Source organism: Streptomyces fagopyri (assembly GCF_009498275.1).
Classification (GTDB): Bacteria; Actinomycetota; Actinomycetes; order Streptomycetales; family Streptomycetaceae; genus Streptomyces; species Streptomyces fagopyri.
The window spans coordinates 7,248,846-7,263,294 of record NZ_CP045643.1 but is presented as its reverse complement, the minus strand read 5'-3'; the positions used below and the strand labels follow the sequence as shown (position 1 = coordinate 7,263,294).

13 protein-coding genes are annotated in these 14,449 nt (G+C 72.2%); 7 read left to right on the top strand and 6 right to left on the bottom strand.

The genetic code is table 11. From position 1 onward, the window contains the following. The first annotated feature begins 43 nt into the window (after nt 1-43). Nucleotides 44-1,309: an exo-beta-N-acetylmuramidase NamZ family protein gene (locus GFH48_RS31385; RefSeq protein WP_153291470.1), complete on the top strand. Its 1,266-nt coding sequence runs from the start codon at nt 44-46 to the stop codon at nt 1,307-1,309. A 67-nt stretch (nt 1,310-1,376) separates the two neighbouring features. Here GFH48_RS31385 and GFH48_RS31380 read toward each other — a convergent pair whose 3' ends face one another. Next, nucleotides 1,377-4,169: a penicillin acylase family protein gene (locus tag GFH48_RS31380; RefSeq protein ID WP_153291469.1), complete on the bottom strand. Its 2,793-nt coding sequence runs from the start codon at nt 4,167-4,169 to the stop codon at nt 1,377-1,379. 377 nt (nt 4,170-4,546) lie between these two features. Between GFH48_RS31380 and GFH48_RS31375 the strand changes: the two genes are divergently transcribed. Together GFH48_RS31375 and GFH48_RS31370 are read left to right on the top strand one after the other, a co-directional pair. Beyond that, nucleotides 4,547-5,149 (top strand): hypothetical protein, encoded by a 603-nt coding sequence (locus GFH48_RS31375; RefSeq protein WP_153291468.1) that lies wholly within the window; start codon nt 4,547-4,549, stop codon nt 5,147-5,149. A 579-nt stretch (nt 5,150-5,728) separates the two neighbouring features. Beyond that, a complete protein-coding gene (locus GFH48_RS31370) occupies nt 5,729-6,796 on the top strand; it encodes an RNA ligase (ATP) (protein WP_153291467.1) in 1,068 nt (355 codons plus the stop codon). 156 nt (nt 6,797-6,952) lie between these two features. On the opposite strand, the gene soxR is transcribed toward GFH48_RS31370, so the two are convergent. Beyond that, on the bottom strand, nt 6,953-7,462 hold the full coding sequence (gene soxR / locus GFH48_RS31365; protein WP_153291466.1) for a redox-sensitive transcriptional activator SoxR: 510 nt from the start codon (nt 7,460-7,462) through the stop codon (nt 6,953-6,955). Nucleotides 7,463-7,569: 107 nt separating this feature from the next. Here soxR and GFH48_RS31360 point away from each other — a divergent pair, with 107 nt between their 5' ends. After that, nucleotides 7,570-8,031, top strand: coding sequence for a MaoC family dehydratase (locus tag GFH48_RS31360; protein WP_153291465.1), 462 nt, complete (start codon nt 7,570-7,572; stop codon nt 8,029-8,031). Between the two features lie 96 nt (nt 8,032-8,127). Here GFH48_RS31360 and GFH48_RS31355 read toward each other — a convergent pair whose 3' ends face one another. The 3 genes from GFH48_RS31355 to GFH48_RS31345 form a co-directional block, all read right to left on the bottom strand. Next, the gene (locus GFH48_RS31355; protein WP_153291464.1) at nt 8,128-8,754 is read right to left on the bottom strand and encodes a TetR/AcrR family transcriptional regulator; all 627 of its coding nucleotides are present in this window, start codon (nt 8,752-8,754) and stop codon (nt 8,128-8,130) included. A gap of 92 nt (nt 8,755-8,846) precedes the next feature. After that, nucleotides 8,847-9,098 carry a YiaA/YiaB family inner membrane protein gene (locus tag GFH48_RS31350; protein WP_153291463.1) on the bottom strand — a complete coding sequence of 84 codons (252 nt, stop codon included), beginning with the start codon at nt 9,096-9,098 and terminating at the stop codon, nt 8,847-8,849. A 60-nt stretch (nt 9,099-9,158) separates the two neighbouring features. Beyond that, on the bottom strand, nt 9,159-10,310 hold the full coding sequence (locus GFH48_RS31345; RefSeq protein ID WP_153291462.1) for an acyl-CoA dehydrogenase family protein: 1,152 nt from the start codon (nt 10,308-10,310) through the stop codon (nt 9,159-9,161). Nucleotides 10,311-10,386: 76 nt separating this feature from the next. Here GFH48_RS31345 and GFH48_RS31340 point away from each other — a divergent pair, with 76 nt between their 5' ends. From GFH48_RS31340 to GFH48_RS31330, 3 genes are all read left to right on the top strand, one after another. Further along, nucleotides 10,387-11,037: a TetR/AcrR family transcriptional regulator gene (locus GFH48_RS31340; RefSeq protein WP_194280728.1), complete on the top strand. Its 651-nt coding sequence runs from the start codon at nt 10,387-10,389 to the stop codon at nt 11,035-11,037. Nucleotides 11,038-11,290: 253 nt separating this feature from the next. Further along, a complete protein-coding gene (locus GFH48_RS31335; protein ID WP_153291460.1) occupies nt 11,291-12,004 on the top strand; it encodes an ArsR/SmtB family transcription factor in 714 nt (237 codons plus the stop codon). Between the two features lie 88 nt (nt 12,005-12,092). Further along, entirely contained in the window at nt 12,093-13,058 is a 966-nt protein-coding gene (locus tag GFH48_RS31330) for a DMT family transporter (RefSeq protein WP_153291459.1), read from the top strand. A gap of 304 nt (nt 13,059-13,362) precedes the next feature. Here GFH48_RS31330 and GFH48_RS31325 read toward each other — a convergent pair whose 3' ends face one another. Next, a complete protein-coding gene (locus tag GFH48_RS31325) occupies nt 13,363-14,445 on the bottom strand; it encodes a Zn-dependent alcohol dehydrogenase (RefSeq protein ID WP_153291458.1) in 1,083 nt (360 codons plus the stop codon). Nucleotides 14,446-14,449: the final 4 nt, after the last annotated feature.

The following is a 14,449-nucleotide window of genomic DNA, read 5'->3' as shown; positions in this document are numbered from 1 at the left end:
GCATAGCGTGCCGGTGCCCCTTCCGCGATCACGGAGGTCCCCCATGCGCCTCTCCCGACGAGCCCTTCTCACGGCCACCGCGGCGGCCGGCCTGACGGCGGTCCCCGCCGCCATGACCGGGACGGCGGTCCCCACCGCCATGACCGCGGCGTCCACCGGCCACCCCGTCCGCACCGGCTTCGAGCGCCTCCGGGGCGACGGCTACGCGCTCCTGCACGGCCGCAGGGTCGGGATCGTGACGAACCCCACCGGCGTCACCGCGGACGTGCGCCACATCGTCGACGTCATGCACGCCGACGCCCGGGTGAACCTGGTCGCCGTCTTCGGCCCGGAGCACGGCTTCCGCGGCACCGCGCAGGCGGGCGGCTCGGAGGGCCGCTACGACGACCCGGCGACCGGACTGCCCGTCTACGACACCTATCTCAAGAGCGGGCAGCCGCTCGCCGACGTCTTCACCGCCTCCGGCGTGGACACCGTGGTCTTCGACATCCAGGACGCGGGCGCGCGCTTCTACACGTACATCTGGACGCTGTACGACTGCATGGAGGCGGCCCGGCTGGCGGGCAAGCGCTTCGTGGTGCTGGACCGGCCGAACCCGGTGACCGGACGGGCCGCCCTGGGGCCGGTGCTGCACAAGGAGTTCGCGAGCTTCGTCGGCCGGCAGCCGATCGCGCAGGCCCACGGGATGACGGTGGCGGAGCTGGCGCGGCTGTTCAACGCCGAGTTCCTGACGAAGCCGGTGGCGCTGGACACCGTCCAGATGTCGGGCTGGAAACGGGCGGACTTCTACGACGCCTCCGGCCTCCCCTGGGTGCCGCCGAGTCCGAACATGCCGACGGCCGACACCGCTCTGGTGTACTCCGGTACCTGTCTCTTCGAGGGGACGAACCTGTCGGAGGGACGGGGCACCACACGGCCGTTCGAACTGCTCGGCGCGGAGGGCCTGGACGGCCGGTGGGCCGGGGCGGTCGGTGGCCTGGGGCTGCCGGGCGTGCACTTCAGGGAGGCCTATTTCGCCCCCACCTTCTCCAAGTTCGCGGGCACGACCATCGGCGGCGTGCAGATCCATGTGCACGACCGGGCGGCGTTCGACCCCGTCCGAACCGGCATCGCGCTCCTGGTGACCGCCAGGAAGGTCTGGAGCGGCTTCGCCTGGCGCTCCGACAACTGGATCGACAAACTGACCGGCTCCACCGGCGTGCGCACCATGATCGACGCGGGGGCGACGGCCGACGAGGTCGTGGCGTCCTGGCGGGACGAACTGGAGGCCTTCCGGCGGACCCGGAAGGCCCATCTGCTCTACGCCTGAGGGGTGTCCCGGCGGCGGGACGGGTGAGCGTCCCGCCGCCGGGCGGGTGTCGACGGCGCGACCGGGATCAGCGGTGCGACGTGTACTCCACGACCTGCTGGTACGTCGGCCGGTTCTGCCAGGTGATCCTGCCGTGCTTGATGCCGCCGAGCGCCCGCTGGACGATCGAGTCGGCGCACCACTGGTCACCCGCCGAGCACTGGTCGTCCCCGGGGTAGACCTGGGCGGCGGTCAGGCCCGAGGCCGTCTTGAGCGTGCTGATCAGGATGTCCCGGCAGGCGCTCAGGCTGCCGCCGCCGCAGTACTTCTGCGCCAGCCCGCCCTGGACCGGCCGGCCCAGCACCGCCCTGATGTCCTTGTCGACATAACTCCACCAGCCGTACTGGAAGGAGCTGCCCGCGTGCGCGCCGGTCGGGCCGTGCGCCGCCGACGGCGACTCGTCGACGGGCAGGTTGGCGGTGAAGGCGGTGTAGAGGTCGGTGCCGAGACCCGGCGTGAACTCGGCCTTGACCAGCAGCGGCCACCAGGCGTCCAGGATGCGGATCGCGTCGGCGTTGCCGTAGGTCTTCGAGCCGGCCGACGTCTCCTTGCGCCGGGCCCCGGCCGTCACCCAGTCGGACAGCTTGGTCACCGCGGCGGCGGCCGTGGTGTCGGTGACCGGCGAACTCCTGACGACCTGGAGCAGCTTCGGCAGCACGTCCTCGGCCCGCAGGTCGGCCAGCGCCGCGTCGGCCATCGCCCTGGTCAGCGAGGACCTGGTCACCCCGCCCGCGGCGACCAGCTTCTTCACCCGGTCCTCCAGGAGGTTGCCGCGGTGCACGGAACCGTCGCCCCACGGCGCCGTGGTGTAGTCCTTGGCCTGCTTGTTGTTCCAGGAGATGTAGTAGTCCTGGTCGGTGGAGTTGGGGTGGGCGGACGCCGGGGTGTAGGCGGCGGTGTTCGTGGCCGGATCCCAGTTCTGCCACTCGTAGGGGGCCTGCGCCCAGACCGGGAACTCGGCGTCGACACCGCTCGCCCGTACCGGGTTGTCGCCACTGTTGTAGTAAGCGGTGTGCGCGGAGTCGGCGTAGAACCAGTTGAAGGTGTAGTTGATGTGCTGCACCGCGCTCTGGAAGGTCGCGGGGCTCTTCACGTAGTCCGGGTCGTTGAGCATCTGGAAGCCGATGATCGAGTCGGCCTCGTGCATGTAGGAGGAGCGCAGGGTGGTGTAGGCGACCTTCTTGCCACCGACCGTCGCGCGGTACTCCACGGGACCGTACTTGGTCCGGTAGACCTGCATGCGGTAGGAACCCGCCGCGGTGCCGTCGGCCGTGGTCGGCTTCCAGGAGTTGGACCGCTCGACCTTGTCCATGGCGGTACAGGTGCCGTGGTAGAGGTAGTGGAAGTCGTCCTGGCACAGCTCGACGGCGTAGGTGTCGATGATGTCCTGGCCGGACGTCGTCGCGCTCCAGGAGTAGTCCTGGCCGCGGCCGAGCTCGACGTACATGCTCAGTCCCGCGAAGGAGGCGCCGCGGGCGCTGAGACCCGGGCCCTGGATCTCCTGGAGCATGAGGAGCTGTGGGGCGAAGTAGCCGGTCTGCGGGCCGAAGACGGCGATCGGGTGGCCGCTGGCGGTGGCCTCGCCGCTCACCACGAGGGCGTTGGACATCCCGCGCTTGGCCGAGGTGAGGGTCGTCGCGGCCGCCGTGGCCGAGGCACCGGTCGCCTTGGCGGTGCCGGCGCTGCCGGTGCGGTCGTAGACCAGCGGCTCCTGGGCCACCGAACCCGCGTCGGGCAGCGCCTCGCCCTGCGCGGTGTCGGGCTTGGTGGCGTACGGGAAGCTCTCGCCGTTGTGGACGGTGAGCACGGCCTCGGGGTCGTTGCGCTCGCGGAAGGACTCCCAGACCCTGGTGCCCTCGGTCACGCCGTACTGGGACTGCGCGGCGAGCAGCGAGAGCGCGTTGTTGACCTCGCCGCCGCCTCCTGAGCCGAACAGCGCGCCGATCACGGAGGCCAGCGCGACCAGGTCGGTGAGTTTGAAGTGGTCGATCGTGCCGGCGTTGGTGATGGCGTCCTTGTGACCGGTCAGGACGTACTCGCCGGGGAAGTAGCGGCCGCTGTCGGAGGCGTCGATGTAGGCGTTGATGCCGTCGAGGTAGGCGTTGGCGTCCGCGAGGGCCTGGGTGCCGCGGGCTCCGGCGTTGGCGGTGGCGCTGTCGATCTGCGCCTGAAGATCGGCCTCGGTGTAGGGCGCGTTGCGCCAGAACTCCTGCTCCAGGCCCTGGTTGGAGGGGGCACCGCCCGCGAAGGACGTCAGTTGGCCGCGGCCGACGTGCCGGAAGACGTCCATCAGCCACAGCCGGTCCTGGGCCGCGGCGAATCCGGCGCCGTACTCGGTGCCGTAGCGGGTAGTACCTGTGATGTGGGGCACACCGGACTTCTTGTCACGCACGATCGTCACGTCAGTGCGGCCGCCCGGCCTGGTGGTCGAGGCGACCTGGTCGGAGGCGACACCGAACGACGCGTCGTTGAAGAAGGTGTTGATCTTGTCGTCGGTGAGCGTGGAGTAGCCCGCGGCGAGGTTGCTGTAGGGGCCGAGCTGGTCCTCGGCATGGTCGGGCTGGGTGCCGAAGACCTGGTTGAGGAGGATCTGGGCGAGGGTCGCGTTGCCGTTCTCACCGGGCGGAAGGATGTCGGAACACCGACCGCCGCAGTAGTCGTTCGCGGCGATCCCGGCCGTACCGCCGGCCGCGGCGGCCTGGGTCACCGGGGTCAGCAGGCCGGCGACCAGGACGCAGATGGATACGGCCTTCAGGAACTTGGGGAATCTGCGGGGAGTTCTCAGTCTGTCGAGGGTGGTACGTGGGGTGCACCGTGGCATGGCAGCTCCTCCCGACGGGGTGGGCCGGACGTTACCGCCGGTATCCCCGAGTTGGAAGATGAACATGCGTCAACTTTTAACGATCACAGGGTGGTTGGGGGTCCCGGGGCCGCACGGGAATCCCCGGCCGACACCCTCGGGGATCACCGGGCCGCGGGAATCCTCCGGGGCTCCCGGTATCCCGGCTCACACCTGTTTGCACAGGTGAGGACGGCGAAGGGGGGTAGGCCGGGGAAGTTCGGCCGGTGACTTGTGGCACTCGTCGGAAATCGGAGGGAGCCGAATCGCGTGTCGATACGTCTACTCGGCGACGTCCTTACGACGACGACGCCGAAGTGACCGAAGTACAGGTGCAGGTGTGACGGAGGTGCAGGGCGATGGCGGGATTCCGGAGTCTGGCGAGACAGGTGCGAGATCCGAGGAGTGATCTGGCACTGCGGCGCTATTCACTGCGCAAGTGCCTTGAGCGGTTCGCCCCCTACGGGCATCGGGCGACCTGGGACCATCTGAGTTCCCGGGCCGGTTTCGGCCCCGAGGACCGGTCTCCCGACCCGGCGCGGCTCGTGGCCGCACTGGAGGAACTGGAGGAGGCCCGCTCCGTCTGGCTCGCCTACGAGGTCGAGTTCGCCGAGCGTCGCAAGAAGGAGAAGCACGACGGGCTGCGCCGACCGGGCAGCGTGGACGACTGGCACCGGCTGACCTGGGGCGGCTTCGGTGTCGCGTGGTGCGACGACCCCAGGATCCATCCCCGCGAGCCCATGGCCGAGGTACTGAGCCGGCTGATCGCCGCGCTGGAGCGGGAGCCCGGGGCGGTCTGCCCGGTGTGCACCGGGGGGCGCCTCGCGTGGAAGTACGACCTGGCCCACGAACCGTCGTCGGGTCCGGTCTGCCGGGGTTGCGGGATCGTCGTGCCGCGGCCCGTCCTGACACCCGCGGCGGTGGCGGAGGCGCGGCGCGGACGGCTGCTCGTCCCGGCGTAGGCGCTCCGCCGGGTCGAGCGGTTGGGTGCGGGGGCTCGCGGCGCCGGGTGTGGGGGCTGCGGGTCGGGTGTTCGGCGCGGGCTGTCCGTGGCTGAGCGCGCCGTTCCCCCGCGCCCCTCAAGTAGGGGCACTGCCCCGCAGTCCGTCGAATCGCTCGGGTCAACTACGGGGACTGCGGGCCCGATGTTCGGCGCGGGCCGTCCATGGCTGAGCGCGCCCTTCCCCGCGCCCCTCAAGAAAGGGCACCGCCCCGCAGTCCGTCGAATCGCTCGGGTCAACTACGGGGACTGCGGGCCCGATGTTCGGCGCGGGCCGTCCATGGCTGAGCGCGCCCTTCCCCGCGCCCCTCAAGAAAGGGCACCGCCCCGCAGTCCGTCGAATCGCTCAGGGGGGAGCCGGGCGCGGGGCGGCGAGCCCTGTAGGTCGCCCACGGCGTCACCGTGAGCCTCCGCGCGCCTCCGCACGTCGCGGAAGCCGACGGTAGCAGCCGTAAATCCGCTCGCTCCACTCCTTTGCGGTCCGGACAGTCGGGGGCGACGAAACCCGGCTGCGAAGCCCGCGGAACCCGAGGAGAAGCCGATGTCGACGCTGCGCGTCACCGCCGAAGTACTGACCGTCCACGAGCACCCGAACGCCGACGCGCTCGAACTGGCCCAGGTGGGTCTGTACCGGGCCGTCGTCGCCAAGGGCGCCTACCGCACCGGCGAGACGGCGCTCTACATCCCCGAGCAGTCCGTGCTCCCGCCCGCGCTGATCGAGGAGCTGGGCCTGACCGGACGGCTCGCGGGCAGCTCGTCGGACCGGGTCAGGGCCGTACGACTGCGCGGGGAGCTGTCGCAGGGCATCGTCTGCCGTCCGAAGGCGCTGGCCGGTGTCGACCTGGACCGTGCCGCCACGGACGGCACCGACTTCGCGCCGGCGCTCGGCATCGTCAAATGGGTGCCCCCGATCCCGCCCACCATGAGCGGCGAGATCGAGTCCGCGCCCGGACTGCTGCCCTGGGTCGACATCGAGAACATCCAGCGGTACCCGGACATCTTCGTACCGGGCGAACCCGTCGTGCTGACGGAGAAGCTGCACGGCTCGGCCTGTCTGGTGACCCACCTCGCGGACGAGGCACGCGCGCACGTGTCCTCCAAGGGCTTCGGGGCCAAGTCGCTGGCGCTCAAGGAGGATCCGCGCAATCTGTACTGGCGCGCCGCGCACGGACACGGGGTCGCGCGGGCCGCGGCCCGGCTCGCCGAGCGGCTCGGCGCACGCCGGGTCGGGATCTTCGGTGAGGTGTACGGGGCGGGCGTACAGGACCTCTCCTACGGCGCGGACGGCCGCCGCGAGTCCCTCGGCTACGCCGTGTTCGACGTGTCCGCGGAGATCGACGGCGAGATCCGCTGGCTGGACCCGGCGGCGCTGCTGGAGGGCGAACTGCCCCTGGTACCAAGGCTGTACGAGGGCCCGTACGCCATCGACCGGGTCCTGGAGGCCGCCTCGGGCCGGGAGACGGTCTCCGGCCGCGCACTGCACCTGCGCGAAGGCGTGGTCATCCGGCCCGCGACCGAGCGGTACAGCCCGGTGACGGGCGGCCGGGCCATCGCGAAGGCGGTCAGCCCGGCGTATCTGACCCGCAAGGGCGGCACGGAGTACGAGTGACCCGGACGGCGTCGCCCGCCCGCCGCCCCTGCCCGGACCGCGCCCCCGCCGACCTGACGGACGGCCGGGCGGCCGGGCGGCAGGCGGACGGGCGGGCGGCCGGGCCGGACGCCGCTGACCCTGGGAACCCCTGGGAACCCCGGACGACTCCCGGGGTCAGCGGCAGTCCTCGGGCTCCGTGGGGCACTGCGGCGCCGGCCCTGACGTGGCGTCGCGCTCGGCCATGAGCCGGGAACCGGTCCGGCGCTCGCCGAAGACGTCGTCCGGGTTGGAGAGCACACAGTTGTCAAGGGACAGACACCCGCAACCGATGCAGTCCGTCAGATGGTCCCTCAGCCTGCTCAACTGCTTGATGCGCTCGTCGAGTTCGGAACGCCACGCCTCCGAGAGCCGGGCCCAGTCCGCGCGCGTCGGCGTGCGCTCCTCGGGGAGCTCGGCGAGCGCCTCACGGATGGTGGCCAGCGGGATGCCGACCCGCTGGGCGGCGCGGACGAAGGCGACGCGGCGCAGCGCGTCCCGGTGGTAGCGGCGCTGGTTCCCGGTGGTCCGGCGACTGCTGATCAGGCCCTTGGACTCGTAGAAGTGCAGGGCGGAGACGGCGGCGCCGCTGCGCGCCGACAGCTGGCCGACGGTCAGCTCATGGATCTTCTCGGGGATCTGGGGCACCCCTGCGACCCTACCGACTCCGTCACCCGCCCGGTCCGTTGACATGCGTCCCGCGCACGACCATGCTAAGCAGTCGCTTAGACATGGAGATGTGGGAGGACAGCGAGATGGCAGAGCCGAGGACGTTCGCGACGGTCGACGAACTGCGTGCCGCCGTGGGCGAGCAGCTGGGACACAGCGACTGGGTCGAGATCGAGCAGAAGCGGATCGACCTCTTCGCGGAGGCGACCGGCGACCACCAGTGGATCCACGTCGACCCCGAGCGCGCCGCGTCGGGCCCCTTCGGCACGACGATCGCGCACGGCTATCTCACCCTGTCCCTGCTCCCGCTCTTCGGCCCGCAGCTGATCAGCGTCGAGGGCGTGCGGATGGGCGTCAACTACGGCACGAACAAGGTCCGTTTCCCCGCCCCCGTGCCGGTCGGCTCACGCCTGCGCGCCACCGCGACGATCACCGGTGTCGACGACGTGACCGGCGGCGTCCAGTTGTCCCTGGCCTTCGTCGTGGAGCGCGAGGGCGGCGACAAGCCGGTGTGCGTCGCGGAGTCGGTGTCGCGCTACTACCTCTGACCGGCACCGGCGGCGAGCCCGGGGCCGCTCCTCGGACGAACTCCCTGGAGCTGCCCCCTCGGGCCTGCCCCCGGGCCTGCCCCTCCGGCCGCGGGCCTACTCCTTGGACCCCACCATGCGCAGCACGAGGTCGGCGTAGAGACCGCCGACCTCGTCGGGCGTGCGGGGGCCGTCGACGTTGAACCAGCGGGCCACGTCGATGCAGAGCGAGAGCACCGCGAGCGTGGTGCCCGGGACGTCCGGCACGTCGAAGTCGCCGGCCGCGACGCCGTCCTCGATGATCCCGCGCACGGCGGCGTCGGTCTGCCGCCGCAGGGCGATGATCTCGGCGCGGGCCTCGGGGCCGAGCGCGTCGAGTTCGTACTGCACGACCCGCGCGGTGGTGTGCTGCCCGGCGTGCCACCGTACGAAGGAGCGCACGGCGGCGGTGAGCCGCTCGGCCGCGCCGCCCTCGCCGTCCGCCGCGGTGCGCACGATGGCGAGAGCCTTGTCGTGCCCGATCCGGCTGATCCGGTGGAGCAGTTCTTCCTTGGTCTTGTAGTGGATGTAGAGCGCGGCCGGGCTCATGCCGGCCCGCCCGGCGATGTCCCGGGTCGTCGTCGCGTGGTACCCGCGCTCGGCGAAGGCCTCCACGGCGGCGATGAGCAGCCGCCGGGCCGCGTCCGGGGTGACCTCGGCCCACGGCTGCATCTCGCCGTCGGCCGTCTCCTGCGCCGCACTCATCGCTGGTTCGCCCCTTCCACTGACAGGACGAACACCATACCTCTGATACTGAGCGAGCGCTTAGCGTGCCCGCTCAGGGCGCCCCGCCTCGCTCAGAGCTTTTCGAACGGGCTGTACGAGCGCTGCGCGAGCTGCGCCTCCTGCCGGTCCCGGATCACCTTGGCCAGCGTGAAGGACGAGGTCACCAGATAGAGGACGGCGATGCCCAGGAAGGCACGCACCCAGGTGTCGGCCTCCAGCTTGAAGATCCCGACGGTGGTCGCGACCATGGCGACGGAGAAGGAGGCGACCGCCTGGCCGTAGAAGGCCGCGGTGGACTGCTGCTTGACGGATGTGTCGGTCATGCGGACCAGACTCGGCCGATCCGGCGCGGGCCGCATCCGCTCCCGTACTCACCCGCGTACTCAGAAGGCCGAAACCCCGGTCAGCGCGCGCCCGATGACCAGCTTCTGTATCTGGCTGGTGCCCTCGTAGAGGGTCATCACGCGGGCGTCGCGCAGCAGCTTGCCCGCCGGGTACTCGTCGATGTAGCCGTACCCGCCGAAGACCTGGAGCGCGTTGTTGGCGGCGCGCACGGCGGCCTCGGAGGCGAAGAGCTTGGCCTTGGAGGACTCGGTGGCGAACGGCAGCCCGCGGTCCACGAGGTCGGCGACCCGCCAGGTCAGCAGGCGCGCCGCGTCGACGTCCACGGCGATGTCGCTGATCAGCTCCTGGACGAGCTGGTGGTGGGCGATGGTCTTGCCGAACTGCTCCCGCTGGGTCGCGTACGTCACGGCGGCGTCCAGCGCGGCCTGGCCGATGCCGACACAGCCGGCGGCCACCGACATCCGCCCCTTGGCCAGGGCGGACATGGCGACGGAGAACCCCTTGCCCTCCGGCGCCAGCATGGTGCTCGCGGGGACGCGGACGTCCTCCAGGACCAGCTCGGCGGTGGCCTGGCCGCGCAGACCGAGCTTGCCGTGGACGGTGTGGCGGGTCAGTCCCGGTGTGTCCGCCGGCACCAGGAAGGCCGAGACGCCCCGGTGGCCGGGGGCGTCGGTCGAGCGGGCGAACAGCAGCACCACATCGGCCCAGGTCCCGTTCGTGATGAACATCTTGGTGCCGTTGATGACGTAGTCGTCACCGTCACGCACGGCCCTGGTCGTCAGATGGCCGGCGTCCGAGCCGGTGCCGGGTTCGGTGAGGCCGAAGCAGCCCACCTGGGTGCCGGAGGTCAGCCCCGGCAGCCACTGCCGCTTCTGCTCCTCGCTCCCCCAGTGCGCGATCGTCTTGGCGACCAGACCGAGGGAGACGGAGACGATGCCGCGCACGGACGAGTCCCCGCGCCCCAGCTCCTCCGTCACCAGGCAGTACGCGAGATGGTCGCCGCCGCTGCCGCCGTACTCCTCGTCGACCGTGAGGCCGAGGAAACCGACCTCGCCGAGCTTCTTGACGAGGGACCGGTCGACTTCCTCCGCCCGGTCCCACTCGACGACGTGAGGGGCGATCTCACGGTCCACGAAGTCCTTGGCGAGCTGCCGGACGGCGGTCTGCTCCTCGCTGAGCTCCAGGTTCATGACGGAACACCCCACGTGAAAGCGGTACATCGGAAAATGTAAATTAGCACTGCTAGTTTAAGCGCGCAGCCCTACTATGTGCGCCATGGCCCGACCGCGCAAGCCCCTCCTCAGCACCGACCGGATCGTCGAGACGGCACGGGCCCTGGTGGACGCCGAGGGCCTGGCGACCCTCTCCACCCGCCGGCTCGCCGCCGAACTGGGAGTGAGCGGGCCCTCCCTCTACAACCACTTCCGCACCAAGGACCAGATCCTGGAGGCGGTCGCGGACTCCGTGAGCGCGCAGGTCGATCTCTCGATGTTCGAGGACGGACGGGACTGGCGCACCGCGCTGCACGACTGGGCCGTCTCCTACCGGACCGCCCTGCGCGACCACCCGAACATCGTCCCGGTCCTCGCGCGCGGCCCCGGCCGCCGGCCCGCCGGTCTGCGCCTGGCCGACGCGGTCTTCGGCGCGATGGTCGGCGCCGGCTGGCCGCCCGCGCAGGCCACCTCCATCGGCGCCCTGATGCGGTACTTCATCATGGGCTCCGCCCTCGGCTCGTTCGCGGGCGGCTTCGTCGACGACGAGACGGCGTACGACCCCGCCGACTACCCCCACCTCGGGCAGGCCCATCTGCTCGCCGAGCAGCAGGAGAAGATCGACGAGCGGGCCTTCGAGGTGGGGCTCACGGCGCTGCTCGACGGGTTGGTGCAGCAGTTCGAGCGGGTGACCGCGCCGGAGTGACCGGACTCCGGCGCGGCGGGCCCGACGAAGCCCGGCGGACCGCGTACGAAGCACGGCCCATGCAGCACGGCGGACCGCGTACGAAGCACGTCCCCTGCAGCACGGCGCCCGGCGCACGGCCTTGGGAGCCTGGCGGGCAGCGTACGGAGCCCGGCGGGCGGGGCGGCGCGCGAGGTCTGCCCCGTGGCGGCGGACGGGGTCACACCGCCATCGTTCGGCCGTCGCCGAAACGTTCCTGGCGCATCCTGGGCGTATGACCAGACGGAACGATCCGGTCGCGCCCGGTCTGGCGGCGCTGGCCGGGATGATCGCCGACGAGACCCGCGCCGTCTTCCTGCTCGCGCTGCTCGACGGCCGCGCCTGGACCGCCGGTGAACTGGCCCGGCACGCCGGGGTCGCGCCGTCGACGGCCAGCGAACACCTCGGCAGACTGGTCGCGGGCGGCCTGCTCGCCGAGGAGCGGCAGGGCCGCCACCGCTACGTACGCCTCGCCGACAGCCGTGTCGCACAGTTGGTGGAGGATCTCGCCGCCCAGGTCGCCCCGGGTGCCGCCGAGCGTCCCCGCTCGCTGCGGGAGGCCGGCACGGGTTCGGCGATGGCCCGCGGACGCACCTGCTACGACCATCTCGCCGGGCGGCTCGGCATCACCCTCACCGACGCCCTCACCCGGCGCGGACTGCTGCGCCAGGACACCGGCTTCGCCCTCACCGACACGGGTCTGCACTGGTTCGACACGGCCGGCATCGCCCTGAACCGCACCGGCCGCCGGCCCCTCAGCCGCGGCTGCCTCGACTGGACCGAGCGCCGCCCCCATCTCGCCGGCACCGCGGGCGCGGCCCTGTGCCACCACGCCCTCGACGCCCGCTGGTGCGTACGCGTCGGATCGGAGCGCGCGGTCAAGGTCACGCCGGAGGGAGAGCGCGCCTTCGCCGCACTCCTGGGCATCGAGGCGTCGGCGCTCCGCTGAGGGCCCCGCCGTACCGACGTTCGCTCCGCGCACCGCGGTGTCCGGAATCCGCCGGTGCCGCGCCCCGCCCGTACCTAGCCTCAGGAGCATGATGAACGCCTCCTCCCCTGCCCCCGCCCGCCGCACGGAACTGCTCGCCGCGGGCGCGGCGACGGTCACCGTGGTGCTGTGGGCCTCCGCCTTCGTGTCGATCCGCAGCGCGGGCGCGGCGTACTCTCCGGGGGCGCTGGCGCTCGGCCGGCTGCTGGCGGGGGCCGTGACGCTGGGCACGATCTGTCTGCTGCGCCGCGAGGGCCTTCCCCCGCGGGAGGCCTGGCGCGGGATCGCGCTCTCCGGGCTGCTGTGGTTCGGCTTCTACATGGTCGTCCTGAACTGGGGCGAGCAGCAGGTGGACGCCGGTACGGCCGCCCTGGTCGTGAACACCGGCCCGATCCTGATCGCGCTGCTCGGCTCCCGACTGCTGGGCGACGCCATGCCGCCGCGGCTGGTCGCGGGCATGGCGGTGTCGTTCGCGGGCGCGGTCGCGGTAGGGCTGTCGATGTCCGGCAAGGGTGGTTCCTCGGTCCTCGGGGTGGTCCTGTGTCTGCTCGCGGCGGTCGGCTACGCGGCGGGCGTGGTCGCCCAGAAGCCGGCCCTCGGCCGGGCGAGCGCCCTCCAGGTCACCACGTTCGGGTGTCTCGTGGGCGCCGTCGCCTGCCTGCCGTTCGCGGGACGGCTGGTCCACGACGTGGCGCACGCGCCCGCCTCCGCCACCCTCAACGTGGTGTACCTGGGCGTCTTCCCGACCGCGCTGGCCTTCACGACCTGGGCGTACGCCCTCGCCCGGACCACCGCGACCCGGATGGGGGCGACGACGTACGCGGTTCCCGCACTGGTCGTCGCGATGTCCTGGCTGTTCCTCGGTGAGATCCCCGGGGTCCTCACCCTGGCCGGCGGCGCCCTGTGCCTCGCCGGGGTCGCGGTGTCGCGGTCACGGCCGGGTCTCTCCGGTCCGGCGCGCGCCACGGCCGCACCCCGGCCGTCGGAACATGCCCGACCGGGCGAGCACGCCTGACGAGGAGGGGGGCGACCCGCCCCGGGATACACCCGAGTCGGGGACCCGCCCGAGTCCGGGACCCGCCCGGGTCAGGAACTCCCGGCTCGGGGCCCCTCTCGGCCCGGGCTCCCACCCTGCCTGGGGTACCTCCGAGTCGAGCGCCCACCCGAGTCGGGAACTCCCCCGGCCCGGAGGCCCACCCGGCTCGAAGGCCCACCCGGGTCATGGACCTGCCCCGCGCCGGGATACCCCGTCAGGGACCCTCCCGGCTCCGGGACCCTCCCGGGTCGCAGCCGTCCGCTCCCCCGCGATCCCCCGCCGCCTAGAACTCCACCACCGCCCGTCCGCCCTTCCCCGCCACCATGTTCTCGAACGCCCCCGGGATCCCCTCCAGCCCGATCCGCTCGGTGACCAGCATCGCCAGGTCCAGCCGGCCCGCCCGTACGTGCTCGGCGAGCACCGGGAGGTCGCGTGCCGGGTCACAGTTGCCGTACACACAGCCGGCCAGGGTCCTCCCCCAGTGGAAGATCTCCAGCGCGTTGAAGGTGACCTGCTGGTCCTTGCCGCCGATGCCGACGACCGTGGTGCGGCCGCCGCGGCGGGTGGAGTCCCAGGCGGCGCGGATGGTGACGGCGCGGCCGACGCACTCGACGGCCACGTCGACGCCGTGCCTCCCGGTCAGGGCGCGGATCTCGCGGGCGGTGGTGTCGGAGGCGACGACGTAGTCCGTGGCGCCGGCGGCCCGGGCCAGCGACTCCTTCGCCGCGGAGACGTCGACGGCGACGATCTTCGAGGCGCCCGCGATCCTGGCGGCCTGGAGCGCCGCGAGGCCCACCCCGCCGACCCCGAACACGGCGACGCTCTCGCCGGGCCGGACACCCGCGGAGTGGTGGACGGCGCCGTATCCGGTGAGGACGGCGCAGCCGAGCAGGGCGGCGTCGGCGAGCGGAATGCCGTCCGGGGCGGGGAGTACGCATCCGGCGGCCACCACCGTCTCCTCGGCGAACGCTGCCACGTTCAGGCCGGGGTGGAGGTCGCTCCCGTCGGACGTACGCCGTGCGTACACGTTCCCCGCTCCGGTCAGCGCGTCGGCGCACAGCCACACCTCCCCCAAGGAGCAGGCGTGGCAACTTCCGCAGGAGGGAGCCCAGTTGAGGACCACTTCGGCTCCGGGGGCGATGCCCGTCACACCTTCGCCCACGGAGACGACGGTCCCGGCGCCCTCGTGGCCGAGGACGGCGGGGACGGGCACCCGCATGGTGCCGTCGGACAGCGAGAGGTCGGAGTGGCAGACCCCGGCGGCGGCCAGCCGTACCCGGACCTGGCCAGGCCCCGGTTCGGGGAGGTCGATCTCGGCGATCTCCAGCGGAGCGCCCACGGCGGGCAGGACGGCGGCGCGAACCATGTGC